Origin of the sequence: Isoptericola dokdonensis DS-3 (assembly GCF_001636295.1) — a bacterium.
Taxonomy (GTDB): Bacteria; Actinomycetota; Actinomycetes; order Actinomycetales; family Cellulomonadaceae; genus Isoptericola; species Isoptericola dokdonensis.
Genome location: NZ_CP014209.1, coordinates 1,980,024 through 2,004,678 on the forward strand (window position 1 = coordinate 1,980,024; position 24,655 = coordinate 2,004,678).

At 73.4% G+C, this 24,655-nt stretch carries 26 protein-coding genes; 15 read left to right on the plus strand and 11 right to left on the minus strand.

Going from position 1 to position 24,655, the window contains the following annotated elements:
* Positions 1 to 494: 494 nt before the first annotated feature.
* Together I598_RS09170 and I598_RS09175 are read right to left on the minus strand one after the other, a co-directional pair.
* The gene (locus I598_RS09170; protein WP_068202698.1) at positions 495 to 1,601 is read right to left on the minus strand and encodes a sugar kinase; all 1,107 of its coding nucleotides are present in this window, start codon (positions 1,599 to 1,601) and stop codon (positions 495 to 497) included.
* Between the two features lie 5 nt (positions 1,602 to 1,606).
* Positions 1,607 to 2,263 (minus strand): bifunctional 4-hydroxy-2-oxoglutarate aldolase/2-dehydro-3-deoxy-phosphogluconate aldolase, encoded by a 657-nt coding sequence (locus I598_RS09175; RefSeq protein WP_068202699.1) that lies wholly within the window; start codon positions 2,261 to 2,263, stop codon positions 1,607 to 1,609.
* A 67-nt stretch (positions 2,264 to 2,330) separates the two neighbouring features.
* Between I598_RS09175 and I598_RS09180 the strand changes: the two genes are divergently transcribed.
* The 3 genes from I598_RS09180 to I598_RS09190 all read left to right on the plus strand — a co-directional run bounded on the left by I598_RS09180 (position 2,331) and on the right by I598_RS09190 (position 4,878).
* Positions 2,331 to 3,098, plus strand: coding sequence for an IclR family transcriptional regulator (locus I598_RS09180; RefSeq protein WP_068202700.1), 768 nt, complete (start codon positions 2,331 to 2,333; stop codon positions 3,096 to 3,098).
* A gap of 75 nt (positions 3,099 to 3,173) precedes the next feature.
* Entirely contained in the window at positions 3,174 to 4,187 is a 1,014-nt protein-coding gene (locus I598_RS09185; RefSeq protein ID WP_418268490.1) for an NAD-dependent epimerase/dehydratase family protein, read from the plus strand.
* A 16-nt stretch (positions 4,188 to 4,203) separates the two neighbouring features.
* A complete protein-coding gene (locus I598_RS09190) occupies positions 4,204 to 4,878 on the plus strand; it encodes an HAD hydrolase-like protein (RefSeq protein ID WP_083973091.1) in 675 nt (224 codons plus the stop codon).
* 11 nt (positions 4,879 to 4,889) lie between these two features.
* Here the strand turns inward: I598_RS09190 and I598_RS18295 are convergent, their stop codons facing one another.
* Complete coding sequence (locus I598_RS18295; protein ID WP_083973093.1) at positions 4,890 to 5,972, minus strand: helix-turn-helix domain-containing protein; 1,083 nt, start codon at positions 5,970 to 5,972, stop codon at positions 4,890 to 4,892.
* Positions 5,973 to 6,042: 70 nt separating this feature from the next.
* Between I598_RS18295 and I598_RS09200 the strand changes: the two genes are divergently transcribed.
* Complete coding sequence (locus I598_RS09200; protein WP_068202702.1) at positions 6,043 to 6,492, plus strand: rhodanese-like domain-containing protein; 450 nt, start codon at positions 6,043 to 6,045, stop codon at positions 6,490 to 6,492.
* Between the two features lie 160 nt (positions 6,493 to 6,652).
* Here I598_RS09200 and I598_RS09205 read toward each other — a convergent pair whose 3' ends face one another.
* Entirely contained in the window at positions 6,653 to 9,220 is a 2,568-nt protein-coding gene (locus tag I598_RS09205) for an ATP-dependent Clp protease ATP-binding subunit (protein ID WP_068202703.1), read from the minus strand.
* A 208-nt stretch (positions 9,221 to 9,428) separates the two neighbouring features.
* Between I598_RS09205 and I598_RS09210 the strand changes: the two genes are divergently transcribed.
* Complete coding sequence (locus I598_RS09210) at positions 9,429 to 10,121, plus strand: hypothetical protein (RefSeq protein ID WP_232314122.1); 693 nt, start codon at positions 9,429 to 9,431, stop codon at positions 10,119 to 10,121.
* A 75-nt stretch (positions 10,122 to 10,196) separates the two neighbouring features.
* Here I598_RS09210 and I598_RS09215 read toward each other — a convergent pair whose 3' ends face one another.
* Positions 10,197 to 12,356 (minus strand): acyltransferase family protein, encoded by a 2,160-nt coding sequence (locus I598_RS09215; protein WP_083973095.1) that lies wholly within the window; start codon positions 12,354 to 12,356, stop codon positions 10,197 to 10,199.
* A gap of 84 nt (positions 12,357 to 12,440) precedes the next feature.
* Here I598_RS09215 and I598_RS09220 point away from each other — a divergent pair, with 84 nt between their 5' ends.
* Positions 12,441 to 13,301, plus strand: coding sequence for a universal stress protein (locus I598_RS09220; RefSeq protein ID WP_068202704.1), 861 nt, complete (start codon positions 12,441 to 12,443; stop codon positions 13,299 to 13,301).
* Here I598_RS09220 and I598_RS09225 read toward each other — a convergent pair.
* The 3 genes from I598_RS09225 to I598_RS09235 all read right to left on the minus strand — a co-directional run bounded on the left by I598_RS09225 (position 13,291) and on the right by I598_RS09235 (position 16,596).
* The gene (locus I598_RS09225; RefSeq protein ID WP_157557193.1) at positions 13,291 to 14,619 is read right to left on the minus strand and encodes an oligosaccharide MFS transporter; all 1,329 of its coding nucleotides are present in this window, start codon (positions 14,617 to 14,619) and stop codon (positions 13,291 to 13,293) included. The genes I598_RS09220 and I598_RS09225 overlap by 11 nt on opposite strands.
* A gap of 152 nt (positions 14,620 to 14,771) precedes the next feature.
* Positions 14,772 to 15,824 carry a glycoside hydrolase family 43 protein gene (locus tag I598_RS09230; RefSeq protein ID WP_068202705.1) on the minus strand — a complete coding sequence of 351 codons (1,053 nt, stop codon included), beginning with the start codon at positions 15,822 to 15,824 and terminating at the stop codon, positions 14,772 to 14,774.
* A 133-nt stretch (positions 15,825 to 15,957) separates the two neighbouring features.
* The gene (locus I598_RS09235) at positions 15,958 to 16,596 is read right to left on the minus strand and encodes a pentapeptide repeat-containing protein (RefSeq protein ID WP_068202706.1); all 639 of its coding nucleotides are present in this window, start codon (positions 16,594 to 16,596) and stop codon (positions 15,958 to 15,960) included.
* A gap of 50 nt (positions 16,597 to 16,646) precedes the next feature.
* On the opposite strand from I598_RS09235, the gene I598_RS09240 reads away from it, so the two are divergent.
* Both I598_RS09240 and I598_RS09245 read left to right on the plus strand, forming a co-directional pair.
* Positions 16,647 to 17,219: an alpha/beta hydrolase family protein gene (locus I598_RS09240; RefSeq protein ID WP_068202707.1), complete on the plus strand. Its 573-nt coding sequence runs from the start codon at positions 16,647 to 16,649 to the stop codon at positions 17,217 to 17,219.
* A 121-nt stretch (positions 17,220 to 17,340) separates the two neighbouring features.
* Positions 17,341 to 18,156 (plus strand): hypothetical protein, encoded by an 816-nt coding sequence (locus I598_RS09245; RefSeq protein WP_068202708.1) that lies wholly within the window; start codon positions 17,341 to 17,343, stop codon positions 18,154 to 18,156.
* Positions 18,157 to 18,165: 9 nt separating this feature from the next.
* On the opposite strand, the gene def is transcribed toward I598_RS09245, so the two are convergent.
* A complete protein-coding gene (gene def, locus I598_RS09250; protein ID WP_157557194.1) occupies positions 18,166 to 18,852 on the minus strand; it encodes a peptide deformylase in 687 nt (228 codons plus the stop codon).
* 105 nt (positions 18,853 to 18,957) lie between these two features.
* Here def and I598_RS09255 point away from each other — a divergent pair, with 105 nt between their 5' ends.
* The 3 genes from I598_RS09255 to I598_RS09265 are packed head-to-tail and all read left to right on the plus strand — an operon-like array spanning position 18,958 to position 22,022.
* Positions 18,958 to 19,680 carry an ABC transporter ATP-binding protein gene (locus tag I598_RS09255; protein ID WP_068202710.1) on the plus strand — a complete coding sequence of 241 codons (723 nt, stop codon included), beginning with the start codon at positions 18,958 to 18,960 and terminating at the stop codon, positions 19,678 to 19,680.
* Positions 19,677 to 21,053: an FtsX-like permease family protein gene (locus I598_RS09260; protein WP_068202711.1), complete on the plus strand. Its 1,377-nt coding sequence runs from the start codon at positions 19,677 to 19,679 to the stop codon at positions 21,051 to 21,053. The genes I598_RS09255 and I598_RS09260 overlap by 4 nt, the downstream gene beginning before the upstream one ends.
* A 27-nt stretch (positions 21,054 to 21,080) precedes the next feature.
* A complete protein-coding gene (locus I598_RS09265; protein ID WP_068202712.1) occupies positions 21,081 to 22,022 on the plus strand; it encodes a CPBP family intramembrane glutamic endopeptidase in 942 nt (313 codons plus the stop codon).
* A gap of 46 nt (positions 22,023 to 22,068) precedes the next feature.
* On the opposite strand, the gene I598_RS09270 is transcribed toward I598_RS09265, so the two are convergent.
* Complete coding sequence (locus tag I598_RS09270; protein WP_068202713.1) at positions 22,069 to 22,413, minus strand: DUF6221 family protein; 345 nt, start codon at positions 22,411 to 22,413, stop codon at positions 22,069 to 22,071.
* A 363-nt stretch (positions 22,414 to 22,776) separates the two neighbouring features.
* Between I598_RS09270 and I598_RS09275 the strand changes: the two genes are divergently transcribed.
* Positions 22,777 to 23,007, plus strand: a complete 231-nt coding sequence (locus I598_RS09275; RefSeq protein WP_068202714.1) for a hypothetical protein — start codon at positions 22,777 to 22,779, stop codon at positions 23,005 to 23,007.
* A 56-nt stretch (positions 23,008 to 23,063) separates the two neighbouring features.
* A complete protein-coding gene (locus tag I598_RS09280) occupies positions 23,064 to 23,327 on the plus strand; it encodes a helix-turn-helix transcriptional regulator (protein ID WP_068202715.1) in 264 nt (87 codons plus the stop codon).
* 207 nt (positions 23,328 to 23,534) lie between these two features.
* Here I598_RS09280 and I598_RS09285 read toward each other — a convergent pair whose 3' ends face one another.
* Positions 23,535 to 23,744, minus strand: coding sequence for a hypothetical protein (locus tag I598_RS09285; protein ID WP_068202716.1), 210 nt, complete (start codon positions 23,742 to 23,744; stop codon positions 23,535 to 23,537).
* Between the two features lie 158 nt (positions 23,745 to 23,902).
* Between I598_RS09285 and I598_RS09290 the strand changes: the two genes are divergently transcribed.
* Both I598_RS09290 and I598_RS09295 read left to right on the plus strand, forming a co-directional pair.
* Entirely contained in the window at positions 23,903 to 24,178 is a 276-nt protein-coding gene (locus I598_RS09290) for a hypothetical protein (RefSeq protein ID WP_068202717.1), read from the plus strand.
* Between the two features lie 162 nt (positions 24,179 to 24,340).
* Positions 24,341 to 24,613: a hypothetical protein gene (locus I598_RS09295; RefSeq protein ID WP_068202718.1), complete on the plus strand. Its 273-nt coding sequence runs from the start codon at positions 24,341 to 24,343 to the stop codon at positions 24,611 to 24,613.
* Positions 24,614 to 24,655 lie beyond the last annotated feature (42 nt).

Sequence of the window (24,655 nt, forward strand, 5' to 3'; positions counted from 1 at the left end):
GGCCCCAGGGGGCCCTCCACTCCGGGTCTGACGACGACGCGCGAGATCCCTCCACCACCCTTCGTCGTCGATCGGTCGCCACCGGGCGCGAGTCAGCACACCTCCCCGCGGGTCAGCGCACATCGGCGCGAGTCAGCGCACATCGGCACGAGTCAGCGCAGGTCGGCGCGAGTCAGCGCAGGTCGGCGCGAGTCAGCGCAGGTCGGCGCGAGTCAGCGCACGATGACGACAGCAGCCACACGGGCTGCGATGCTTCGACGCGGGAGCACGTCGTCCACGGTCCCGTTGTCTCCCGAGCCGCCGACGCCGGGCCATATCCGTGCAGCAGTCCCTTTCGATCGGGCAACCGCTCGACGCACGCCGCGCCAAACGACTCCGCCCCGACCCGCCGGGCTCTCGCTGACTCCCGCTGATCTGTGCTGACTCGCGCCGATGTGCGCTGACTCGCGCCGATGTGCGCTGACTCGCGTGGATGTGCGCTGACTCGCGACAGGTCAGCGCTGGACGCGCGCGCTGCCCCCGCCGGCGAGCTTGGCGACCTCGGCGAGGTTCGCCGTCGTCGTGTCGCCGGGGGTGGTCATGGCGAGCGCACCGTGCGCGGCGCCGTACTCGACGGCCTCCTGGAGGGAGCCGAGCTCGAGCAGACCGTAGGCGAGGCCGGAGGCGAAGGAGTCGCCGCCGCCGACGCGGTCGTAGATCTCCAGGTCGGGGCGGTGGGTGGCCTCGACGAACCCTTCGCCGCGGGACCAGGCGATGGCGCCCCAGTCGTTGACGGTGGCGGTCTTGACGCCGCGCAGGGTGGTGGCGATGACCTGGAAGTTCGGGTACGCCTCGGCGGCCGTCTTGATCATGGCGCGGAAGGCGCCGGTGTCGAGGTCGGTGAGGGACTCGTCGACGCCCTCGACCTCGAAGCCGAGGGAGGCGGTGAAGTCCTCTTCGTTGCCGATCATGACGTCGACGTGGTGGGCGAGCCGCTGGTTGACCTCGCGGGCGCGCTCGATGCCGCCGATGCCCTTCCACAGGGAGGGCCGGAAGTTGAGGTCGTAGGACACGACGGTGCCGTGGCGGCGCGCGGCGGACATGGCTGCCTCGGCGACGTCGGCGGCGGACTCGGACAGGGCGGCGAAGATGCCGCCGGTGTGCAGCCAGCGCACGCCGGAGCCGAAGAGGGCGTCCCAGTCGACGTCGTCGGGCTTCATCTGGGAGATGGCGGTGTTGCCGCGGTCGCTGACGCCCACGGCGCCGCGGACGCCGAACCCGCGCTCGGTGAAGTTGAGGCCGTTGCGCACGGTGCGGCCGATGCCGTCGTACGGGTGCCACTGGATCCAGGAGGTGTCGAGCCCGCCGGTGAGGACGAAGTCCTCGACGAGGCGGCCGACCTCGTTGTCGGCGAGGGCGGTGACGACGGCGCCGCGCAGCCCGAAGGCGCGGCGGAGGCCGCGGGCGACGTTGTACTCGCCGCCGCCCTCCCAGACGTCGAAGCTGCGGGTGGTGCGCACGCGGCGGTCGCCGGGGTCGAGGCGGAGCATGATCTCGCCGAGGGCGACGACGTCGTAGCGGCACTCGGCGGCGGGGCGGGTGGTGATGGACGGGTTGGCCACGGTGATCAGGACTCCAGGGTGTGGGCGTGGGCGAGGTCGACGGCCTCGGCGCTGCGGCGGGTGATCTCGGCCCAGTCGCCGGCGTCGACGAGGGTCTTGTCGACCATCCAGGAGCCGCCGACGGCGAGGACGGGCTTGAGGCCGAGGTAGTCGGGCAGGTTGGCCGCGCTGACTCCGCCGGTGGGGACGAACTGCAGGCCGGGGAAGGGGGCGGCGAAGGCCTTGAGGGCGGCGGGGCCGCCGACGATCGAGGCGGGGAAGAGCTTGACGGTGCTGATGCCGAGGTCGAGCGCGGCCATGATCTCGCTGGGGGTGGCGACGCCGGGCAGGACGGGGACGCCGTGCTCCTGGGCGCGCTGGACGACCCGGGCGGAGAGGCCGGGAGAGACGATGTAGCGGGCGCCGGCCGCGACGACGGCGTCGACCTGGTCGGCGGTGGTGACGGTGCCGGCTCCGACGACGACGTCGGGCCGCTCGGCGGCGACGGCGCGGATGGCGTCGAGGCCGCCGGCGGTGCGCAGGGTGATCTCGGCGACGGGGAGCCCGCCGGCGACGAGGGCGTCGGCGAGGGCGAGGCCCTGGTCCGCGCCGTCGACGACGACGACGGGCACGATGCGGTGCTTGCCGAGGGCGTCCAGGACGGCGTCGTCTGAGGCTGTCATTCTCCACTCCGTTTCGTTATAGTGAACGCCAGTTGTTCACTGCGAAACACCCTACCGGAAGGTGGCCATGGGACCCAGCCCGCTCGGCAGCGTCGACAAGGCGCTCCTCACGCTCGACGCCCTCGGCCGCGCCGGCGCAGCGGGGATCCCGCTGGCCGACCTGTCGGCGGAGGTCGGGGCGAACAAGTCCACGCTCCACCGCACCCTCGCCGCCCTGCGGCACCGCGGCTACGCCGAGCAGTGCGACGACGGCGCCTACCGGCTGGGGCCCGCGATCCTCGCGCTGAGCAGCACGTTCCTCGCGGAGGAGAACCTGCCCGCCCTGCTGCGACCCGCCCTCGACGCTCTGTGCGACGACGTCGACGAGCTCGTGCACCTCGGGGTGCTCGCCGGCCGGGAGGTCGTCTACCTGGACAAGGTCGAGCCGCAGCGCGCCGTCCGCGTCTGGTCCGCCGTCGGACGCCGTCGCCCGGCCGCCACCACCGCCCTCGGCCGCGCGCTGCTGGCCGCGGGGCCGCTCCACGACGCCGACGACGCCTCCACGCTCGAGCCGTACCTCGCGCCGTCGACCACGCCCGACCGGCTCCTCGAGGCCCTCCACGAGGCCCGCGGGACCGGGGTCGCGAGCGAGACCGAGGAGAACGAGCGCGGCATCGCCTGCGCGGCCGTCGCGGTGCTCCGCGCCGGACGTCCCGTCGCCGCGGTGTCGATCACCGCCCCCGTCGAGCGGATGACGGGGCGCGCGAGGGCAGAACGCCTCGCCGCTCTCACCCGCACCCTGCCCGACCACCTGCCCCCGGGCCTCACCGTCCCGGCGCCGGCCGCGACCCGCTGACGCCGACCGGCGCCGCACCGCGGTCCCGGCCGTGTCGGCCGACGCCGCACGCCACCGTCGGGCAGCATGGCGTGCATGACCCGCAACCCCCTCGACATCCTCTTCGTCGGCGGTTCCGGCGTGATCAGCGCCGCGTCCGTCACCCGTGCCGTCGCGCAGGGCCACCGCGTCACGGTGCTCAACCGTGGCCGCTCGACCACGCGCCCGCTGCCCGCCGACGTAGAGCAGCTCACGGCGGACGTCACCGACCACGACGCCGTGGACGCCGCCCTCGGTAGCCGCGACTTCGACGTCGTCGCGCAGTTCCGGGCGTTCTCGCCCGAGCACGTCGCGCGCGACGTCGAGCGGTTCACGGGCCGCACCGGCCAGTACGTGTTCATCTCGTCGGCGTCGGCCTACCAGACGCCCCCGGCCCGGCTCCCCGTCACGGAGGCGACGCCCCTGCGCAACCCGTTCTGGCAGTACTCCCGCGACAAGATCGCCGGCGAGGACCTCCTCGTGCGGGCCCACCGCGAGGACGCCTTCCCCGCGACGATCGTGCGGCCGAGCCACACGTACGACCGCACGCTCCTGCCCACCACGGGCGGCTGGACGGACGTCGCCCGCATGCGGGCGGGCAGGCCCGTCGTCGTGCACGGGGACGGGACCAGCCTGTGGACGCTCACGCACACCGAGGACTTCGCGGTCGGTTTCGTCGGCCTCCTGGGCCACCCCCTCGCGGTGGGCGACGCCTTCCAGATCATGGGCACCCACACGCCCACCTGGGACCAGGTCTACACGTGGCTCGGCGAGGCCGCGGGCGTCCCCGACCCCGAGATCGTGCACGTCGCGTCCGAGACCATCGCCCGCGTGCTGCCCGACGTCGGCGACGGCCTGCTCGGCGACAAGGCTCACTCGATGGTGTTCGACTGCTCCCGCCTCCAGGCGCTCGTGCCGGAGTTCCGCCCGACCGTCACCTACGACGTCGGCGCCCAGGAACAGCTCGCCTGGTTCGACGCGCACCCCGAGGCCCAGCAGGTCGACCCCGCCCTCGACGCCGCGTTCGACCGGCTCGTCGCGCACGCCCGGTCGCTGCCCGCCGCGCCGTGATCCGTAGGGTGGCACCGTGACCTCACCTCTCGTGCTCCTCGACCTCGACGGCACCCTCATGGACTCCGCGCCCGGCATCACGGCGTCCGCCGCGCACGCCTACCGGGCCCTCGGCCTCGACGTGCCCGACGCCGCGACCCTGCGCACGTTCGTCGGCCCGCCCATCACCGACTCGTTCCCGGCGCACGGCGTCCCGCCGGAGCGGGTCGGCGAGGCCGTCGCCGCCTACCGGTCGGTGTACGCCGACGGCGGGATGTATGACGCGACGGTGTTCGACGGCATCCCGGACGCGCTGACGGCGTTGCGCGAGGCCGGGTGCACGCTCGCCGTCGCGACGTCCAAGCCCGAGGTGTACGCCCAGCCCGTCTGCGAGAAGTTCGGCCTGGCCGACCTCGTCGACGCCGTGTTCGGCGCCCCGCTCGACGAGTCGACCTCCACGAAGGCGGACGTCGTCGAACGCGCGCTGGTCACCCTGGACCTGCCCCGGCCGGGTGCGCCCGGCGCCGGACCCGTGCTCATGGTCGGGGACCGTGAGCACGACGTCCACGGCGCGGCCGTGCACGCCGTCGGCTGCCTCGGCGTCGCCTGGGGGTACGCCCTCGACGGCGAGCTGGAGCGGGCGGGCGCCCTCGCCGTCGTCGACGCCGTGGACGACCTGGCCGCCGCGGTGCTGGAGCTCCTGCGGGGTTGATCCCACCTCGTTCAGGCGGCCCCGGCGGGCTCGTCGCGCCGGAACGTGCGCCGGTACGCCGACGGCGAGGTGCGCACGAGCTGCCCGAAGTGGTGACGGAACGTCGCGGGGCTCGCGAAGCCCACCGCGGCGCCGACCTCCTCGACCGGCAGGTCGGTGCCCTCGAGCAGCGGTAGGCTCGCCTGCACGCGCTGACCCACCACCCAGCGCACCGGTGACGTGCCCGTGCGCTCCGTGAACCGTCTCAGGAACGTGCGTTCCGACATCAGGGCGGTGCGGGCCATCGCCGCGACCGTCACCGGGGCCGCGACGTCCCGCAGGACCGACGCCATCGCCAGGGACACGCCGTCCGTCCCGGCAGCGTCGGGCACGGGCGCGTCGACGAACTGCGCCTGGCCGCCGTCCCGGTGTGGCGGCACCACCAGGCGACGCGCGACCGTGTTCGCCACCACCGACCCACGGTCGGTCCGCACCAGGTGCAGGCAGAGGTCGATCCCTGCCGCACTGCCCGCGCTGGTCAGAACGTCTCCGTGGTCGACCCACAGCACGTCGGGATCCAGCTCGACGGCGGGGAACCGGCGGCGGAACTCCTCCGTGTACCGCCAGTGCGTCGTCGCCCGCCGACCATCGAGGAGCCCAGCGGCCGCCAGGGTGAACGCCCCCGAGCAGATCGACACGACACGGGCGCCACGCCCGGCAGCCCGGCGGACCGCGTCGACCACGCGCGGCTCGGGCCCGGTGCGGACGTCCACGGTGGCGGGCACGACGACGGTGTCCGCCGCACCGAGGACGTCCAGGCCGTGCGCGACCGTCAGCGAGAACCCGCCGACCATCGCCACGGGCACGTCCGGGTCCGGCGTGCACACGTCGAGCGTGTACCAGGGGCCGGGCACCTCGGGCCGGGGCAGGCCGAACACCTCGACGACGGCGCCGGTCTCGAACGGTGCCATGCCGGGAGTGACCAGCACGGCGACCCGGTGAGGCCGCCCGGGCGCGGAGAGCGGACGCGGCGGGCGGGGGTCGTCGTCGACCGTGACACGGCCGGGGGCGAGACGACTGTCCGTGCGGGGTGCGGGCACGCCGAGCTGGGGCATGGCGGGATTTTAACGATCATCGGCGTCCACGCCACTTCTGCTGCCGGTCGCGCTCCTCGACGATCAACGCATGGACATCACTTCCTCGCGCCTCGACCCGACCTCCGACCTCGACCCCGCAGCCGCCGCGGCGCACTTCGCGGCTCGCCTCGCCTTCGAGACCGACGTCGCCGACGTCCACGCCGCGGCAGCGGCCGGTGAGGCGTTCACCCTCGTCGACGTGCGGTCGCCCGAGGCCTGGGACGCAGGGCACCTCCCCGGCGCCGTGCACCTGCCCGGCGGAAAGGTACGCCTGCGTGCCGCCGGGACGATCGACCCCGACCTGCCCGTCGTCACCTACTGCTGGGGGCCGGGCTGCAACGGCGCGACCCGAGGCGCGCTGGCGTTCGCCGCCCTCGGCTACCGCGTCAAGGAGATGCTCGGCGGCTACGAGTACTGGGTGCGGGAGGGGTTCACCGTCGAGACGGGCGACGGGACCCTCCGCCACCCCGTTGTGGACCCGCTGACCAACGTTCGCTGACCGCCGTCGGCCCGTGCCGGACGTGCGCCGACTCGCGAGAACCTGCGCCGGCTCGCGAGCGGCCGGCTCCCGGCACGACGAAGGCCCCGGACCCTGTGAGGAGGGTCCGGGGCCTTCTGGCTCCGGTGGGACCGGGACCGTCAGGAGACGGCCGGGCGGGTCACTCGGCGCCGGCCTGCATCTGGCCGGTGGGCGGGAGGTCCTTGACGGACACCCCCGTCGGGGCGTCGAGCGCCGCGGCGGCGCCGACGGAGACCGGGCCGCGCTCGTGCTCGGCCTTGTCGACCCCGCGGAACGTGAACTCCCCGAGGATGCCCTCGCCCTGGCCGTCGACCAGGACCAGCTGGCCCGGACGCAGGTCGCCGAACAGGATCTTCTCGGACAGCGCGTCCTCGATCTCCCGCTGGATGGCCCGCTTCAGCGGCCGCGCACCGAGGACCGGGTCGTAGCCCTTCTCGGCGAGCAGGTTCTTCGCGGCCTGGGTGAGCTCGATGCCCATGTCCTTGTCGCGCAGACGCTTGTCCAGCTTGGCGATCTCCAGGTCGACGATCTCGATGATCTCCTGCTGCGAGAGCTGCGGGAAGACCACCGTGTCGTCGACACGGTTGAGGAACTCGGGCCGGAAGTGCTGCCGGAGCTCCTCGTTGACCTTCGCCTTCATGCGCTCGTACGAGGTCACCAGGTCGCCGCCGGCGTTGAAGCCGGTCTGGACGCCCTTGGCGATGTCCCGCGTGCCGAGGTTCGTCGTCATGATGATGACGGTGTTCTTGAAGTCGACCACGCGACCCTGGGAGTCGGTGAGGCGACCGTCCTCGAGCACCTGGAGCAGCGAGTTGAAGATGTCGGCGTGCGCCTTCTCCACCTCGTCGAACAGGACCACGGAGAACGGACGACGACGCACCTTCTCGGTGAGCTGGCCACCCTCGTCGTACCCGACGTAGCCGGGGGGCGAGCCGAACAGCCGCGAGACCGTGTGCTTCTCCGAGAACTCGGACATGTCGAGCTGGATGAGCGCGTCCTCGTCACCGAACAGGAACTCGGCGAGCGCCTTGGCGAGCTCGGTCTTCCCGACGCCGGTGGGGCCGGCGAAGATGAACGAGCCACCGGGACGCTTCGGGTCCTTGAGGCCGGCACGGGTGCGGCGGATCGCCTGGGAGAGCGCCTTGATCGCGATGTCCTGCCCGACGACGCGCTTGTGCAGCTCGTCCTCCATGTGCAGGAGCTTGCTCGACTCCTCCTCGGTGAGCTTGATGACCGGGATGCCGGTCGACATCGCCAGCACCTCGGCGATCAGCTCGTCGTCCACCTCCGCGACGGTGTCGAGGTCGCCCGACTTCCAGGCCTTCTCCTTGTCGGCGCGCTGCTGCGTGAGCCGCTTCTCGGTGTCACGCAGGCCGGCGGCCTTCTCGAAGTCCTGCTCGTCGATCGCCGACTCCTTCTCGCGGCGCGCCTCGGCGATCTCCTCGTCGAGCTCCTTGAGCTCCGGCGGGGCCGTCATGCGGCGGATGCGCAGGCGCGCTCCCGCCTCGTCGATGAGGTCGATCGCCTTGTCCGGCAGGTACCGGTCGTTGATGTACCGGTCGGCGAGCTGCGCGGCGGAGACCAGCGCGGCGTCCGTGATGGACACGCGGTGGTGCGCCTCGTAGCGGTCGCGCAGGCCCTTGAGGATCTCGATGGCGTGCTCGAGGGAGGGCTCGTTGACCTGGATCGGCTGGAAGCGGCGCTCGAGCGCCGGGTCCTTCTCGACGTGCTTGCGGTACTCGTCGAGCGTGGTGGCGCCGATGGTCTGGAGCTCGCCGCGGGCCAGCATCGGCTTGAGGATGCTGGCGGCGTCGATGGCGCCCTCGGCGGCACCCGCCCCGACGAGGGTGTGGATCTCGTCGATGAACAGGATGATGTCGCCGCGGGTGCGGATCTCCTTGAGGACCTTCTTCAGGCGCTCCTCGAAGTCACCGCGGTAGCGCGACCCGGCGACGAGCGCGCCGAGGTCGAGCGTGTAGAGCTGCTTGTCCTTGAGCGTCTCGGGGACGTCGCCACGGACGATGTCCTGGGCGAGGCCCTCGACGACCGCCGTCTTGCCGACGCCGGGCTCGCCGATCAGCACCGGGTTGTTCTTGGTGCGGCGCGACAGGACCTGCATGACGCGCTCGATCTCCTGGCTGCGCCCGATGACCGGGTCGAGCTTGCCCTCGCGGGCGGCCTGGGTGAGGTTGCGCCCGAACTGGTCGAGCACGGCGGAACCGGAGGGCTGACCCTCCTGCGGGCCGCCGGCCGCGACGGGCTCCTTGCCCTGGTAGCCGGAGAGCAGCTGGATGACCTGCTGGCGCACCTTGTTGAGGTCGGCGCCCATCTTGGTGAGCACCTGCGCCGCGACACCCTCACCCTCGCGGATGAGGCCGAGCAGGATGTGCTCGGTGCCGATGTAGTTGTGGCCGAGCTGCAGCGCCTCGCGCAGCGACAGCTCCAGCACCTTCTTGGCACGCGGCGTGAACGGGATGTGCCCGCTGGGGGCCTGCTGGCCCTCGCCGATGATCTCGGTGACCTGCGCGCGGACGCCGTCGAGCGAGATGCCCAGCGACTCCAGCGCCTTCGCGGCCACGCCCTCACCCTCGTGGATGAGGCCGAGCAGGATGTGCTCCGTGCCGATGTAGTTGTGGTTGAGCATCCTCGCCTCTTCTTGAGCGAGGACGACAACCCGACGGGCTCGGTCCGTAAATCTCTCGAACATGTGCTGCTCCCTCACGAGCGGCTTTTCCTGCACCCCGTCGGAGATGACGGCGACAGCCTGACCGCTACGACTCTATGCGGTGCCAACCGGCCCGACCCCCTCGGAATGCCCTTGTTCGCCAGGGGCGTGACGGCGTGCCCCGTTGCCGAGCACGCCCGAGGAGGGGCAAGGTCTGTGCAAGAGGGTCACGCTCACCGGGAGGTCCGCCATGGACGACGTCGGACGGGACGCAGGGCACGACGAGACCGGACGCGAGCGGGACTCCGCCGCGTCGGCACCGACGGACGCGGAGCGGCACGGGCTGCCGTCGGTGTCGGCCGACGAGGTGGTGGACGCCCGGCTGGCGCAGTTCTCGGGGGTGGTCGGCGAGGTCGACGACCCGTTGACGTGGGGCCTGGACCTGGAGGACGAGGCGCTCACCGGCGACGAGGGGCGCGTGGACCCGACGTCGGACCGGTTCGTGCGGTCGTACCGCACGTTCGCGGGCGAGGCGTTCGAGGTGGAGACGCTGCGCACCGAGGTGCCGGACGACCTCGTGGAGGACGTGGTGCGGGCGGCGTGCAGTGGGGCGCTCGCCGCTCCCCTGCACGCCGACATCGCCGCGCCCGTCGAGACGGACGGCGACGCCGCCGTGCCGGACTTCGCAGACGGGTTCGCGGACTACCGGTCGGCGATGCGGGCCATCGTCGCGGAGGTGGACGCCGTGCCGCTGGAGAGCGGCGAGCTCCGGGTGGACGGCGAGCCCTGCCGGGCCACGCGGGTGCAGGTGCGCGACGTCGTCGCCGTGCACGCCCCGGCCCGGGGGAGGGCGATCGTCGTCACGGGACCGGGCGACCTCGTGGACCAGGTCGACATCGTCACCCGGCCGATCCGGTCCCTCCTGCACCCGCCGCCGCGCTGACTCGCGGGATTCTGCGCTGACTCGCGGGCTTCTGCGCTGACTCGCGGGTTTCTGCGCTGACTCGCGCCCGCCCGCTCAGCCGGCGAGGCGGTCGCGGACGGCGCCGGACACCTCGGGGGCGAGGGTGCGGGCGAAGGTGGCGGTGAGGTGGCCGTGGTCGAAGTAGGCGACGAGCCCGCCGACGACGGCGTGGCAGAGCTCGGGGTCGCACATGAGGTCCTCGACGCCGGTCACCGACACGAGCCCGGTGGTGTCAACGGCGGCCGCGGCGGCAAGCGGGTCCGGTTCGAGCGCGGTGGTGGGCGCGCCGCAGCGGTCGAGGTCGTCGGGGTGCAGGGCCACGCAGTCGGGCACGTTCGCGGGCATCGCAGGGGTGTCGCGCAGCACGAGCACCGGGATCCCGGCGTCGGTGAACGCCGCGAGGGTGTCGGCGTAGGCGGCCTGCGCGGCGTCCTCCTGCTCGGCGTCGGGCACCCCGGCGATCGGCTGGTTGGTGCGGTCCGACATGACGACGACGTCGTAGCCGCCCGTGACGATCTCCTCGACCGCCCACCGGTTGACGTCCCGGCAGCCGTCGGCCTCGCCGGCGCCGTCGAACGCGAGCGGCACGTCGACGGTGTAGCAGACGGACTGCAGGTAGGTGGTGAGCCGCCAGTCCTCGGCGTCGAGGGCGTCGGCGAGGGCCGGCACCCAGTGACCGGCGTGCGAGTTGCCGACGAGCGCGACGCGGGTGCCGGCGTCGGCGGGCCCGTAGGTGCAGGTGTTCCGGCTGGTGAAGGGCGTGTTGTTCCAGCAGCCGTCGGCGTACACGACGGGCTTGTCCTGCGCGGCGACGAGCGGCGGCGTGACGAAGTCCGGCTGCGCGCAGGACGGGTCCCGGACGACCTCGGCGCCGACGCACGGCTGCGCCTGCTCGACGGCGGTCGCGAACTCGGTCGCGGCCTCCTGCTCGGCGGCGTCGGTGCGCACGGCCACCGCCGCCCCGGCACCGGCGACGAGGCCGACGCACACCGCGAGCAGCACGAAGGTGGCTCCCCGACGCCGGACGAGTCCCGGATGGTGGCGCAGCCGTTCCTCCACCCAGGTGCGCGACACCGCGGCGAGCGCGAGGGTGGCGACCAGGACGCCCACCATGACGAGCGGCCCGTCGACGTCGAGCGCCACGGGCACGATGACGACGAGCGGCCAGTGCCACAGGTAGACGGAGTAGGAGGTGTCCCCGAGCCACTGGACGGGACGCAGGCCGAGCAGGCGGCCGGGTCCGCCGCGCAGACCGTCGGCAGCGGCCGCGACCACGAGCGCGGTGCCGACGGTGGGCAGCAGGGCGGCGGTCCCGGGGAACGGCGTGCCCTCGTCGAAGGTGACGCACGCGACGACGATCATCACCAGCCCGGCCCAGGCCGCGACCGGGCGCAGGACGCGCGCCGCCGCGCCGTCGGCGGCCCCGGCGGACGGACGCAGCGCCGACAGCGCGGCGAGCAGCCCGCCGAGCCCGAGCTCCCAGAAGCGGGTGGTGGAGACGAAGTAGGCGGCGGCCGGTTCGGTGGCCGTGAGATGGACCGACCAGGCGAGCGAGGCGACGACGACGGCCCCGGTCACCACCACGGCGGCGACGACGACGGGACGGTCCGTCCCGTGGTGCGCCGCGGCGCCGTCGGGCGTCGAGGCCCGGGCGGCCCGGTGCCGCCGGACGACCAGCCAGGTGGCGGCGCCGAGCAGCACGGGCCACAGCAGGTAGAACTGCTCCTCGATCGCCAGCGACCAGTAGTGCTGCACCGGCGAGTGGGCCTGGTCGGCGGCGAGGTAGTCGGCCTCGGAGGCGGCGAGCTGCCAGTTCTCCACGTAGAGGGCGGACGCGACCACCTCGCGCGCCGTCGGGCCGAGCACGGTGGACGGCAACCACACGACCGCGGCGACGAGCGTCACGAGCAGCACGAGGCTCGCGGCGGGGATGAGGCGGCGCACGCGGCGGGCCCAGAAGTCGAGCAGCGCGCCCGGGGAGTCGACGGGGCGGCGCAGCAGGTGGCTGGTGATGAGGAACCCGGACAGCACGAAGAACACGTCGACGCCGACGTAGCCGCCCGCCAGCGCCGTCGGCCACAGGTGGAACACCACGACGGCACCGACGGCGAGCGCGCGCAGGCCCTGGATGTCGCGGCGGGAGCCGTCGCCGGACGCCGGGCGCGCCGCGGCGCCGTCGGCGCGCGCGAGGCTCACGGGACCGGTGCTGGGCATGCGCGCCAGGGTAGGTCATGCCGACGGTGCGGCGCCCAGCTCCCCCGCCCTGCCGGGCGCCGACGCCCGACCTATCCTGCAGGCATGGACGGCATCGTGGTCGGCGTCAACGGGTCGGTGGAGGCGGACGAGGCGCTGGACTGGGCGCTCAAGGAGGCCGCGTCCCGCCGCCTGCCGCTGACCGTGGTCCAGGCCGCCCCGGAGCGGGACGAGACCCGCCTCGCGCCCCTGCGTCCCGAACGCCTGGCGGTGACGCGAGAGATCGTGGACCGCGTGGCCGCGCGCCGCGGGGTCACGGTGGACACCGAGGTCCTCTGCCTGCCGGGGCCGGCGCCGGAGGCCCTGCTGGACGCTTCCGAGGGTGCGGACATGCTGGTGCTGGGCCGGCGGCGGCGCGGTCGCGTGGGCCGACGGATGCTGGGCAGCGTGTCGACGACGGTCGTGGAGAACGCCGACGTCCCGGTGACGGTGGTGCGCCGCCTGGACGACGGCCCGACGCCGGAGCTCGTCGAGGGTGCGGAGCACCGCGTCGTGGTGGGGGTGGACACGTCCGTGCCGTCGGTGGCGGCGCTGCGTCACGGCGCGGAGGTCGCGGAACGGACGGGCGCGGTGCTGGAGCCGGTGTTCGCCTGGCAGATCACGACGCTCGCGCCGCTGCCGGGGTCGTGGGGCTGGGCGCCACCGATCGACGACTACGAGAAGTTCGCCCGCCAGTGCCTGGACGCCGCCGTCCACGACGCGGGGGTGACGCTGCCGGCCGAGCGGCTGCGTCCGCAGGTGCTGCACGGCCAGGCCGCGAAGATGCTCGTGGAAGCGGCCACGGGTGCCGACCGGCTGGTGGTCGGCACCCGTGGGCTGGGCGGTTTCGACAGGCTGGTGCTGGGTTCGACCAGCCGTCAGGTGCTGGACTTCGCGCCCTGCCCCGTCACGGTGCTCAGGCGTTGACGGTCTGCTCGGCGGACACGGCGCCCGGGTCCGGGCGGCCGCGGTCGCTGCGCATGAGGACCATGGCGACGGCGGTCACGGCGACCACGACGACGCCCATGACGACGTAGGTCGAGCTGAACCCGATGGCGTCGTAGGAGCGGCCGAACACCCACGAGAAGATGAAGACGCCGGCGGCCTTGGCCATGTTGAAGCCGATCATGTAGGCCGTGGCGGAGATCCGGACGTCGAACATGCGGGTGATGTACTTCATCACCGAGATGAGCATGAGCGGCATCTCGATGGCCGCGAGGAGGCGCCAGACGATGAGCATCTCGGTGTCCACGATGAACGCGGAGCCGAGCACCCGGACGACCAGGACGATCGCGAACAGGATCAGGCCCCACTTGGCGCCGATCTTGTTGATGAGGAACGGCATGACGACCATGACGGCGGCCTCGAGCAGGATCTGGACGAACACGACCTGCGAGAACAGCACCTGCGGGTCCGCGACCTCCGTGGCGTGCTGGGCGAAGTAGATCGCGAACTGCTGGTCGAAGACGTCGTAGAGCGCCGCGGTGCCGAACATGAGGATCATGAAGCCGACGAAGGAGCGGTTCTTCAGCAGCGAGCGCACGGCCCCGCCGTCGACCTTGGGCGTGGCGCCGGAGGCGTCGGCGCTGATGGCGGTGTAGCCGGGGTCGCCGGGCCTCGGGGTGCGGACGACGAACAGCAGGACGCCGAGCAGGAGCGCGGAGAACGTGCCGGCCCACCAGATGTTGTTCGGGTCGGACGCCCAGATGAAGCCGCCGACGAGGGAGGCGGTGGCGCCGGCGAGGGAGCCGAAGAGGCGCACGTGGCCGTACTCGAAGCCGTTGGCGCGGGAGGTGCGCTCGTTGAACGCCTCCACGACGCCGACGCCCGCGTTGAGCACGAGCGAGAGGTAGATGCCGCCGACGACGGCCCCGACGACCTCGTTGAACGAGACGATCGGCAGGAACACGAAGGCGAAGAACGGCCCGATGAACGCGGCGCACACGACGACGAAGGCGAGCAGGTTCTTGCGGAACCCGAGCCGGTCCTGGATGTAGCCGTAGAACGGCTGGAGGCAGAACGCGACGAGCGCGATGACGGAGAAGACGAGGCCGATGTTCCCGCTGCTCATCCCTGCTTCCTCGGCCAGCCAGGGGCTGAGGAAGGTCATCGCCAGCTGCCAGATGGCGAAGTAGAAGAAGAACAGGCCTCCGACGTTCCAGAACACGGGGCTGCGCAGCGACGCGCGTGCCCCGGTGGTGGGACGGCCCTCGACCTCGACGGCGGTGTGGTGGTGGTCGGTCATCGACGCTCCTCGGGTGGTCTGCACCGTGTCTCCTGTCGACCCGGCGCCACTTCACGGTAAACGATGCAAAGAGTGCCCCGGCACACAACGAGGGCGCCGCTGCAGCTCTGACCTGCAGCGACGCCCCGGTGTGAGAAACCTGACGGTGCGACCTAGGCGAGAACCTCGTCCGCCACGGGCTCGGCGACGACCGCCGTGCCGTCCGGCGTGAGGACGTCGGTGGACGCCGGCACCGGGCGGGTCAGGGGCGCCGGGGTACCCCAGACCGGGTTGCCCTCGGCGTCGAACGGCAGCACCTGGGCGCAGGCGTGACGGTTCGGGTCCCACAGCGGGTCGCCCACGATCTCGGTGTAGCTGCGGGCGTGGTAGACCAGCACCGTCTCGCCCTCGGGCGACTCGGTGAACGAGTTGTGGCCCGGCCCGTACTGCTGCACCGACGGGTCGGAGACGAACACCGGGTCGGCGCTCTTGGACCACGACGCCGGGTCCAGGAGGTCGGCCGTCGCGTCGGCCGTCAGGACGCCCATCGCGTAGTCGATCCCCGTCGCGGCGCCCGAGTAGGTGAGGAGGACGCGGCCGTCGCGCACGAGGACCGACGGGCCCTCGTTGACCCAGAAGCCCTTGACCTCCCAGTCGAACTCGGGGCGGGTCAGCTCGACCGCCGGTCCCGCGAGGGTCCAGGGGTTCGCCATCGGGGCGATGTACAGGTTGGAGTGCCCGCGGACCTGGAAGTCCTGCTGCGCCCACACGAGGTACTGGGTGCCGTCGAGCACGAAGGTGGTGGCGTCGAGGGCGAACGACTCCCAGCCGGTGTCGACCTGGCCGCGCTCGACCCACTCCCCCGTCATCGGGTCGGCGTCCGTGCACTCCAGGACGAAGACCCGGTGGTTGAAGGTCTCGGCCGTGCCGGGCACGTCGGCGGTGCCGTGGTCGTTCGGGGCGGCCGCGTAGTACACGTACCAGGCGTCGCCGACGCGGTGGATCTCGGGCGCCCAGATGAGGTGGGACTGCGGCCCCGTGGCGTGCCGGGTCCAGATCGTCACCTCCGGCGCGGCCTGGAGGTCCTCGAGCCGCTCGGCCCGGCGCAGGACGACGCGGTCGTAGGCCGGGTAGGAGCCGGTGAAGTAGTACTGCCCGTCGTGACGCAGCACGTGCGGATCCGCGCGCTGGAGCACGATCGGGTTGGCGGCGACCTGTTCCGTCATGGCTGTCCTTCAAGTTGTACAACGATGTAGGACGCTCACGTTAACGCACCTGCCCCGACCCGGGAAACCTCCTGGGCGTGTGATCCGGTGCGCGGCGGACGGGCGCGGCGGGTGCCGTTCCGGGGCGCTCCGCTCAGTCGCCGGTGACGACGAGGCCCAGGGCCTCCGCCAGCACCACGGCCTGCGCGACGTCCACCACCGCACCGTCCAGCCGCGCCGAGCGCGGGTCCAGGGCCGACAGGTCGCTGCCGCGCAGCACCGCACCGGACAGGTCCGCGCCGTCCAGCACTGCGCCGGACAGGTCCAGGCCGAGGAGCGGCGCGCCCTTCGCCCGCACCTCCTCGAGGTCCGCCTCACGCAGCCGCAACGACTCCAGGTGCACGCCGTCGAGCACCGCGCGCCGGAACCCCGTGAACGACCAGTCCCCCTGCACGGCACGCAGCAGCGCGAACCGGCAGTCGTCGAACGTCGAGCCGATGAGCTTGCACCGCACCAGGTCGGCGTCGAACAGGTCGACGCGCGTGAACCGGCACGACGTGAACGCGCAGTCCGTCCACGACGACGCGTTGAGCTGCACGCCGCGGAACGTGCACCCGGTGAAGGTCGCACCGTCCACGCTCACCTCGGACAGGTCGACGTCGACCAGCTCGACGCCGTCGAGCACCACCCCGTCCAGGTCCTCGCCCGACCAGTCCTCCCCGACGACCCTCCCGCCGGAGCGTGCCCACCCGCCGGAGCGTGCTCCCGCCCACCCGCCCTGCCTCGACTCCATCCCCGCAACGTAGCGCGCCCCCCGGACACCCGATCGGCGACACTGGGGTCATGACCGCCCGCCCTGCCGGCCTCCTGCTCACCCCGGGCGCCGGGGCCGACCGCGACCACCGCGCGCTGCGCGCCGTCGACGACGCCGTGTCCGCGCTGGACCCGGCGGTCGCCGTCGAGCGCGTCGACTTCCCGTACCGCACGGCGGGCCGCCGCATGCCGGACCGCGCCCCCGTGGCTGTCGCGCACGTGCGGGCCGAGGCGGAGCGGCTCGCCGCGCGCCTCGGGGTGGGCACCGACCGGTTGCTGCTCGGCGGGCGGTCCTACGGAGGCCGCATGTGCTCGATGGCGGTGGCGGAGGGCCTGCCCGCCACCGGCCTGGTGCTGCTCAGCTACCCCCTGCACCCGCCGGGCAAGCCGGACCGGCTCCGCACGGAGCACCTGGGCGGGCTCGACCTGCCCGTGCTGTTCGTGAGCGGGGACCGCGACCCGTTCGGCAGCCCGGACGAGCTCGCCGAGCACACGGCGGCGATCCCCGGTCCGGTCACCCGGATCACCTTGCCCGGCACCCACGACGTCAAGGACCTCGACGCGGTCGCGGCGGCCGTCGTCAACTGGCTCGGCGGGCTCTGACCCGACGTCCGGGCGCCCGCCAGGGCCATTGCCAGGACGAGCGTGACGGGGGCCACCTCCACCCCGCTACGATGTCGCCGAACACGCCGGGCCGTCCGGCGCCCAGCGTCGGAAGGTCCCCGTGCGCGCCGCTCCTCCAGCCGCCCGAACCCTGCTCACCGTCGCGCTGGCGTGCGGTCTGGCCGCCTCGACGGCGGGGGCCGCGACGGCGGACGACGACGACCTCGAGGTCTCGGTCTCCGGCGTCTCGTACCACGACCGGGACCGGGACGACGACGACGACCGGGTCGGGTTCTCGGTCCGCAGCCTCGAGGGCTGGCGGTACGCCTGGCTGACCGAGCCGATGCCGCGCGGCCGCTCGGGCTGGGTGTCGTTCGACGCCGCCGCGACCGAGATGCCCGACGGCTACTGCGTCGTCTACGTCCGCGTGCCGGGCGTGGGCGAGTGGAGCGACGACGACGGCGCCTGCACGCAGGCCGCCACCCCGTCGGCGTCGCCGTCCCCCACGGCCGTCGAGCCGTCGCCCACGCCGTCGCCCAGCCCGGAGCAGGAACCCGCGGAGCAGGAGAAGCGGAAGAAGAAGCCGTCACCGAGCCCGAGCCCGGAGGCCGCCGACCCGACCCCCACGCCGACACCGACGCCCACGCCGAGCCCCAGCCCGTCACCGTCACCGTCCGCGAGCCCGTCGCCGAGCCCCAGCCCGTCGCCGTCACCGTCGCCGTCGCCGTCGGCGAGCCCCTCGCCCAGCGCCGCGGCGGCCGTCGCGGTGGACGACGTCGCGCCCGCCCCGGTGGTCGCGCTCGGACCGCGGGACGACAGCCCCCACGGGATCCTGCTCGACGGCGACCTGTGGGCGGGCGCCGGGCTCGTGCTGGCGGCGACGGGCGTCGCGGCGGGCGGGCTGGTCGCGTGGCGGTCCCGCCGCCGCACCGACTGACGCCTCCGGTCAGCGACCCCCGGCAGGCTCGGCCGGGTACTCGGCCGGACGCTTGCCGAGCTCGACGGCCAGCTCGTGCCGCTCGGCCAGCACGCCGGCGCGCTCCTCGTCCCGCTCGGCCAGCGCGCGCCGCTGCGCCTCGGCGTCCAGGTGGTCCCAGTACAGGGTGCCGTCGAGGTGCTGGCACTCGTGGACGTACGCCCGCGCCAGGTAGCCGGTCGCGTCGAGCTGCACGGGGGCGCCGTGCTGGTCCACGCCGCGCACCGACGCCGACTCGCGGCGGGCGAGCGGCTCGTACGCGCCCGGCACCGACAGGCAGCCCTCGTCCTCGGTGACGAGCTCGGAGGTCTCGTCGATCTCGAGCACGGGGTTGACGACGTGGCCGACGTGGCGGTCGCCGCGATCGTCGGTGAGGTCGTAGACGAAGACGCGCAGGTCCACCCCGACCTGCGGCGCGGCGAGCCCGACACCCTGCGCGACCTCCATCGTCGCGAACAGGTCGTCGACGAGGCGCGCCAGCTCCGGCGTCGAGAACTTCTCGACGGTGCGTGCCGGGGTGTGCAGCACCGGCTCCCCGATCTCCGTGATCCGCAGCACGCGCCCCCGCCGCGCCTCCGGCACCTGCGCGGGGTACGGGTCGACGGCCTCACCGAGGAGGTAGGTGGTGGGACGCCTGCGCCCGAAGCTCCATGCCATGCTCCGAGCGTATCCGGCCGTCATCCTCCGGTCTGACGCGGAGCCCGCCCGGATCGGCCTGCCGGCCGATGCGCGCCACGGCGGCCGGGTGGAACCGTGGAGGCCATGACCACGCTGCTGTCCGCCCGCGGGCTCACCCTCACCTACCCCGGCTCCACGACGCCCGCCCTCGACGGCGTCGACCTCGACGTCGCGACGGGCGAGTCGGTCGCCGTCATGGGCGCGTCCGGATCGGGCAAGACGACGCTCCTGCACTGCCTCGCGGGAATCCTCGCCCCCACCGCCGGCGACGTCACCGTCGCGACCCGGGGCGGCCCGGTCGCCCTCGGGACGCTGGACGACGCCGGCCGCTCCCGCCTGCGCCGCGAGGACCTCGGGTTCGTGTTCCAGCAGGGTCTGCTGCTGGACGAGCTCACCGCGCTGGAGAACGTCGCGGTGGCGCGGATGCTCGTGGGGGTGCCCCGCGCGCAGGCCGAGGCCGAGGCGGTGCAGCAGCTCGTCCGCCTCGGCCTGGCAGGCCTGGAGCAGCGCCGGCTCGGGCAGCTCTCGGGCGGGCAGGCGCAGCGCGTCGCCATCGCCCGCGCCCAGGTCAACGGCGCGCGCCTCGTCTTCGCCGACGAGCCCACCGGGGCACTCGACTCCGCGACGTCCGCCGAGGTGCTCGACCTGCTGCTCGCGTCGGTCGCGGAGGGCCGCACCCTCGTCGTGGTCACCCACGACGCCGAGGTCGCCGCGCGCTGCGCCCGGACCGTCGTCCTGCGCGACGGCCGTGTCGTCGCCGACACCACCGCCGGCACCACCGCCACCGCACAGGGTGGCGCCCGATGAGCCCCGCCGTGCCCGGCGCGCGCCCGTACCGGTCCGCCGGGGTCGCCCTGCGGCTCGCGCCGCTGTTCTTCCGCCGGCGGGACACGGGTGCCGGCGCCTGGCTGCCTGTGGCCGCCTACGCCGTCGTCACCGCGCTGCTGGCGCTCGTCGCGGGCGGCGCGCAGAGCTTCTTCGTCGGCGACGACGACCTCACCGCCACGTACGCGACGCTCGCCGTCATCGCGCTCGTGCTGCTCGTGGTCCCGCTGCTCACCGTCGGGGCCTCCGCGGCCCGGCTCGCCGCCCGCCGCCGCGACGACCGCCTGTCGTCCCTGCGGCTGCTGGGCGCGACCCGCGGGACCGTCGCGACCCTCACCGTGCTGGAGGCCGCCGCCGGCGCGTTCGTCGGTGCCGTCGTCGGGCTCGTGCTGTACGCCGCGACCGCGCCCCTGCTCGGCCTGCTCCGGTTCCGCGGCGCCCCCCTCGGTGACGCCGTGTGGCTGCCGTGGTTCGCGCTGCCGCTCGTCGTGGTCGTCGTGGTCGTGCTGGCCGCGCTCAGCGCCGCCGCGGGCCTGCGGGGCGTCGTCGTCACGCCGCTCGGGGTACGCACCCGGCAGCGGGCCGCGACCGCCGGGTGGGTGCGCGCCCTCGTCGCCGCCGTCGTGCTGCTCGCCGGCGTGGGCTCGTTCCAGGTGCTCGGCCTGTTCGGGGAGCTCGGCGGGATCGTCGCGGTCGTCGGGGTGCTCGCCGCCACGTTCGGCGGCATGCTGCTCGCCCTCGACCTCGCCGGGCCCTGGTGGGTCGCCGTGCGTGCCCGCCGCATGCTCCGGCGCGCCGACGACGTCCCGCGGCTGCTCGCCGCACGACGCGTCCTCGACGACCCGAAGGTCGCGTGGCGGCAGGTCAGCGGGCTCGCCATGACCAGCTTCGTCGGGGTGTTCGGCGGCGTCGGGCTCGCCCTGTCGAACGCCACCGACGCCTCGAACCCTGCCGAGCAGTGGCTGATGGCCGACATCTCCACCGGCCTGCTCGTCACCATGACCATCTCGTTCGTCATGGTCGCCTGCTCCGTGGCGATCAACCAGGCCGCCGCCACCCTCGACCGGGCCGCCGTGCACGTCGCGATGGACCGGTTCGGCGTGCCGCCCGCCGTCATGGCCGAGGCCGCCCGACGGTCCGTCATGTCGACCGTCTGGTCCGTCGCGGGCGGGTCCGCGCTCACCGCCGCGCTCCTGATGTTCCCGCTCGTCGGCTTCATGGTGTTCGTGCAGCCGCTCGCCATCGCGACGTTCGTCGTCGTGTTCGCCGCCGGGATCGGGGTGGTGCGCAGCGCCGCGTCCGTCGCGGCACGACTCGTGCCCGACATCCTCGCCCACCCTGCCCGAGCCCTCTGACCTCGCCCTTCTGTACGGTGGGTGCCCATGCGCGCCCTGGTCACCTACCTCGCCCTCGCCTTCGGGCTGTCCTGGCTCGTCGCGCTGCCGCTGTGGCTCGGCGACGGCCTGGACAGCCCGTCCCTCACGGTCGTCGCGATCGGGATGATGGCCACCCCGGCGATCGCCGCCGTCGTGGTCGCGCGGTTCGTGGAACGTCGGCCAGTCGCCCGTGCGCTCGGCATCGTGCCGGTACGCCCGTGGGGGCGGACCTTCCTGTGGGCCGCGATCGCCGTCGTCGTGCCGATCGCGCTCGTCCTGGTCGCCCTGGCCGTCGCGGCGGCGCTCGGCCTCTACCAGACCGACCTGCGGGAGTTCTCCGGGTTCCGCGAGATCCTCGACACCCAGCTCGCCGCCGCCGGCGGCGTCGAGGCCGCCGGGCTGCCCCTCGAGGTGCTCGTCGCCCTCCAGCTCGTCAACGTCGTCATCGGCACCTTCATCAACCTCGTGCCCGCCCTCGGCGAGGAGGCCGGCTGGCGCGGCTGGCTGCTCCCCCACCTCGCCGGGCGCCTGCCGATGTGGGGCGCCGTCGTCGCCTCCGGCGTCATCTGGGGCCTGTGGCACGCCCCGCTCGTCCTGCTCGGCTACAACTACCCCACCGCGTCACCGCTCGTCGCGCTCGCCTGCATGGTCGGGTCCTGCACCGTCCTCGGCGCAGTGTTCGCCTGGCTGCGCCTGCGCAGCGGCAACGTCTGGGCCCCCGCCCTCGCCCACGGCGCCGTCAACGCCGCCGGAGGCACCTACCTGCTGTTCGCCCAGGCCGGCACCACCGTCGACACCACCCAGGTCACCGTCCTCGGCTGGACCGGCTGGATCGTCCCCGTCGTGCTCATCGCTGTCCTCGCCGCCACCGGGCAGTTCCGCGCCCGGCCGGAGCCGGACACCGATGCCGTGCCCCGCCCCGAGCCCGTCCCCTCCGCCGGGCCCTGACCGGCCCCGCGACGGCCGTGGCCCGGCTCCCACCGGGAGCCAGCGGTCAGAGCAGCCAGGCGTCGTCGTGGTCGGGGTGGTCCGCGTACGGCAGGACGATGGCCCGCAGCATGCGCTCGCCGACGAACTCGATCCCGCTCTCACGGCGCGCGTTGACCTCGCGTTCGACGTCGCCGTCCATGTCGAGCCCCGTCGCCTCGTAGGCGAGGGTGACGATCCGGCGCTTCGCCTCGACCTCGGCCAGCGCGCGGGCAGGGCTGAGCCGCACGACACCGGGGGCGGCCGCCCCGCTGCCGGCGGGCACCGTCGTCGCCTCCTCTGCGCGCGCGGCCTCGCGTGCCGCCGCCTCGTCCTCGTCGAGCCGAGCGAGCAGGAACTCCGTCAGTGTCATCTGCCGATCCTTCCACGCACCACGACGGGAGTGTCCCGGAACGACGAACGGCCCGCCGGATCCTGAGGATCCGGCGGGCCGTTCGGGCTGAGCCGCCTGCGAGAATCGAACTCGCGACCTATTCAGTCTCCGCACCCGCATCGGCATATGTCGGGATGCGTCGGCATCCGTTCGTCTAAAGACGGCTTGACCTGGCCCCGCGCCGACATGCTGCGCGTTTCTCTAGACGCGCTGCGGAATGTCGCCCGCCGAATTTCCGGCGACTAAGCGGCGTCCGGACCTTGCGCGTACACGGGTAGCCGTGTACTGTGGTTCACGCCAGCAAGGAACAGGGCCGGGAGGCCCCCAGCCGAAGGAGCCACGATGATCGACACCGCCATGAAGACGCCCGAGCAGGTGCTCACCGCCAGCTACGACGCCGCGCAGAACGCGTTCCTCCGCGGGGACTACGAGGCCGCCGCCCGCCTCGCCAGCGACTGCGCTGACGCCTTCGAGCGCATGGACGACCTCGACCGCGCCGCGGACATGAACGCGTGCTACGCCGCGGCCACCGCCGCGGCGGACGCGATCGCCACCTGGAACCAGCGCATCTGACCAGCCGGCCGGGGCCGCGAGAGCGGCCCCGGTCCCGTCCGAAGGAGCACCTCGCCATGACCATCCAGTACCTCGCCCGCCCGCAGGTCGCCGCGCTCGTCGGCGTGTCTGCCGACACCCTGAACCGCTACCGGCTTCCCGAGCCGGACGCCCAGATCGGCGACCGCCAGGTCGGCTGGCTGCCCGAGACGATCGAGCGGTGGGACGCGGTGCGCGGCGGCCGCGGCTGGACGCTGCGCCAGCCGAGCGACCCGCGGTACGTCTCGCGCGACGAGCTCGCGGCCGCCGAGGCCGAGCTGCGCGGCCCGACGGCCGACTGACCGCCTCGCGGCCCTCGAGGGGCCGGCTGCCTCGCGGCGGCCGGCCCCTCGCCGTGTCGGCCGGATGCGATAGCCTGATGCCGCGGTCCCGGGTTGAGCCGTCGGTTGTTTCTTGCTGGCGCTAGAGCAGGTGGTGGCGCTCCCCGGGGCCGCTTCACGTGGAAAGGCCCCCGCACCGTCTCCGGTGCGGGGGCTTTTCGTTTGGGCCTAGACGCGGACGCCGGCGGCCTCGAGGGCCATCATCAGGTGGCCGCGCACCGCCTCGGCCTGCCGGCCGATCCCGGTGTCCCAGGAGCCGTCGTGCTCGGCCTGCCACTGCAGGGCGTTGAGCCGCTTGAAGATCTCGCGCACCTCGTCGCTCTGCGCGAAGTCCCCCACCGCGGCGAGCATCTTGCGGTTCGTGTCGGGGTTGCTCATCGGTGTTCCTCTCGTCGGAGCCGGCTGGCCCGTTCCTTGCTGGCATCCCCCATATTACACGCCTAGCCGTGTCGCATCCAGCCCTATCTCGACTTTCTTTTACACGCCTAGCCGTGTAACGTTGTTCTCGCCAGCAAGGAACAACCGAAGGAGTCACCGTGTACGACACGAACAACGAGTGCCAGGTCTGCGGCGAGCACCTGGCCGACCCCCACGCACCGGAGTGCTCGCTCGGCAACGCCGCCGCGCTGCGCACCTGGGGCGAGGCCGCGATCGCCGAGGGCCGGGACGAGGGATGGACCGCCCTCGCAGCGAGCGACCTGCTCGCCGCGGACGGCCGTGACGAGCTCGTGCTCGCCGACCTGTCGAGCCGGTTCATCGACCTCGTGAACGGCGCGCTGAAGACTGCGGGGCTGTTCGAATCCGCGGTGTAGTCCGGGCGCGCAATATGCCCCCCCCCCCCCCCCCCCCCCCCCCCCCCCCCCCCCCCCCCGCGCCGTGTGGCGCGGGGGGGCATATTGCTTACCGATTTGGCGATACCCGCCTAGCCGTGTAATGTAGTTCTCGCCAGCAAGGAACAACCCGAAGGAGTCGCCATGAACGCCACCACCGCCGAGCTGCTGAACCTGAAGGCCGACCTCGACGTGAACGTCCACTGGTACGGCGGCGTCATCGCCGACGGCGACGTCGAGACCATCACGATGGTGCCGGCCGAGGGCGTCGCCCTCGAGGACGCGGCCGCCACCCTCGCCACCTGGGTCGGCCGCCGCCGCGGGGTGCTGACCGTCTCGAAGGTCGCCCGGCTGCGCGGCGGCCAGTGGGACCGCCAGCGTCGGACCCACTACCGCGTGACCATGAAGCGCGGCTGATCGAGAACGACGAAGAGGCCCCCCTCGCCGGAAGGCGAGGGG

Coding starts and splice junctions, on each gene's coding strand:
- I598_RS09175 (WP_068202699.1), bottom strand. CDS start 2,263: ATGACAGCCTCAGACGACGCCGTCCTGGACGCCCTCGGCAAGCACCGC.
- I598_RS09180 (WP_068202700.1), top strand. CDS start 2,331: ATGGGACCCAGCCCGCTCGGCAGCGTCGACAAGGCGCTCCTCACGCTC.
- I598_RS09185 (WP_418268490.1), top strand. CDS start 3,174: ATGACCCGCAACCCCCTCGACATCCTCTTCGTCGGCGGTTCCGGCGTG.
- I598_RS18295 (WP_083973093.1), bottom strand. CDS start 5,972: ATGCCCCAGCTCGGCGTGCCCGCACCCCGCACGGACAGTCGTCTCGCC.
- I598_RS09200 (WP_068202702.1), top strand. CDS start 6,043: ATGGACATCACTTCCTCGCGCCTCGACCCGACCTCCGACCTCGACCCC.
- I598_RS09205 (WP_068202703.1), bottom strand. CDS start 9,220: ATGTTCGAGAGATTTACGGACCGAGCCCGTCGGGTTGTCGTCCTCGCT.
- I598_RS09210 (WP_232314122.1), top strand. CDS start 9,429: ATGGACGACGTCGGACGGGACGCAGGGCACGACGAGACCGGACGCGAG.
- I598_RS09215 (WP_083973095.1), bottom strand. CDS start 12,356: ATGCCCAGCACCGGTCCCGTGAGCCTCGCGCGCGCCGACGGCGCCGCG.
- I598_RS09220 (WP_068202704.1), top strand. CDS start 12,441: ATGGACGGCATCGTGGTCGGCGTCAACGGGTCGGTGGAGGCGGACGAG.
- I598_RS09225 (WP_157557193.1), bottom strand. CDS start 14,619: ATGACCGACCACCACCACACCGCCGTCGAGGTCGAGGGCCGTCCCACC.
- I598_RS09230 (WP_068202705.1), bottom strand. CDS start 15,824: ATGACGGAACAGGTCGCCGCCAACCCGATCGTGCTCCAGCGCGCGGAT.
- I598_RS09235 (WP_068202706.1), bottom strand. CDS start 16,596: ATGGAGTCGAGGCAGGGCGGGTGGGCGGGAGCACGCTCCGGCGGGTGG.
- I598_RS09240 (WP_068202707.1), top strand. CDS start 16,647: ATGACCGCCCGCCCTGCCGGCCTCCTGCTCACCCCGGGCGCCGGGGCC.
- def (WP_157557194.1), bottom strand. CDS start 18,852: ATGGCATGGAGCTTCGGGCGCAGGCGTCCCACCACCTACCTCCTCGGT.
- I598_RS09255 (WP_068202710.1), top strand. CDS start 18,958: ATGACCACGCTGCTGTCCGCCCGCGGGCTCACCCTCACCTACCCCGGC.
- I598_RS09260 (WP_068202711.1), top strand. CDS start 19,677: ATGAGCCCCGCCGTGCCCGGCGCGCGCCCGTACCGGTCCGCCGGGGTC.
- I598_RS09265 (WP_068202712.1), top strand. CDS start 21,081: ATGCGCGCCCTGGTCACCTACCTCGCCCTCGCCTTCGGGCTGTCCTGG.
- I598_RS09270 (WP_068202713.1), bottom strand. CDS start 22,413: ATGACACTGACGGAGTTCCTGCTCGCTCGGCTCGACGAGGACGAGGCG.
- I598_RS09275 (WP_068202714.1), top strand. CDS start 22,777: ATGATCGACACCGCCATGAAGACGCCCGAGCAGGTGCTCACCGCCAGC.
- I598_RS09280 (WP_068202715.1), top strand. CDS start 23,064: ATGACCATCCAGTACCTCGCCCGCCCGCAGGTCGCCGCGCTCGTCGGC.
- I598_RS09285 (WP_068202716.1), bottom strand. CDS start 23,744: ATGAGCAACCCCGACACGAACCGCAAGATGCTCGCCGCGGTGGGGGAC.
- I598_RS09295 (WP_068202718.1), top strand. CDS start 24,341: ATGAACGCCACCACCGCCGAGCTGCTGAACCTGAAGGCCGACCTCGAC.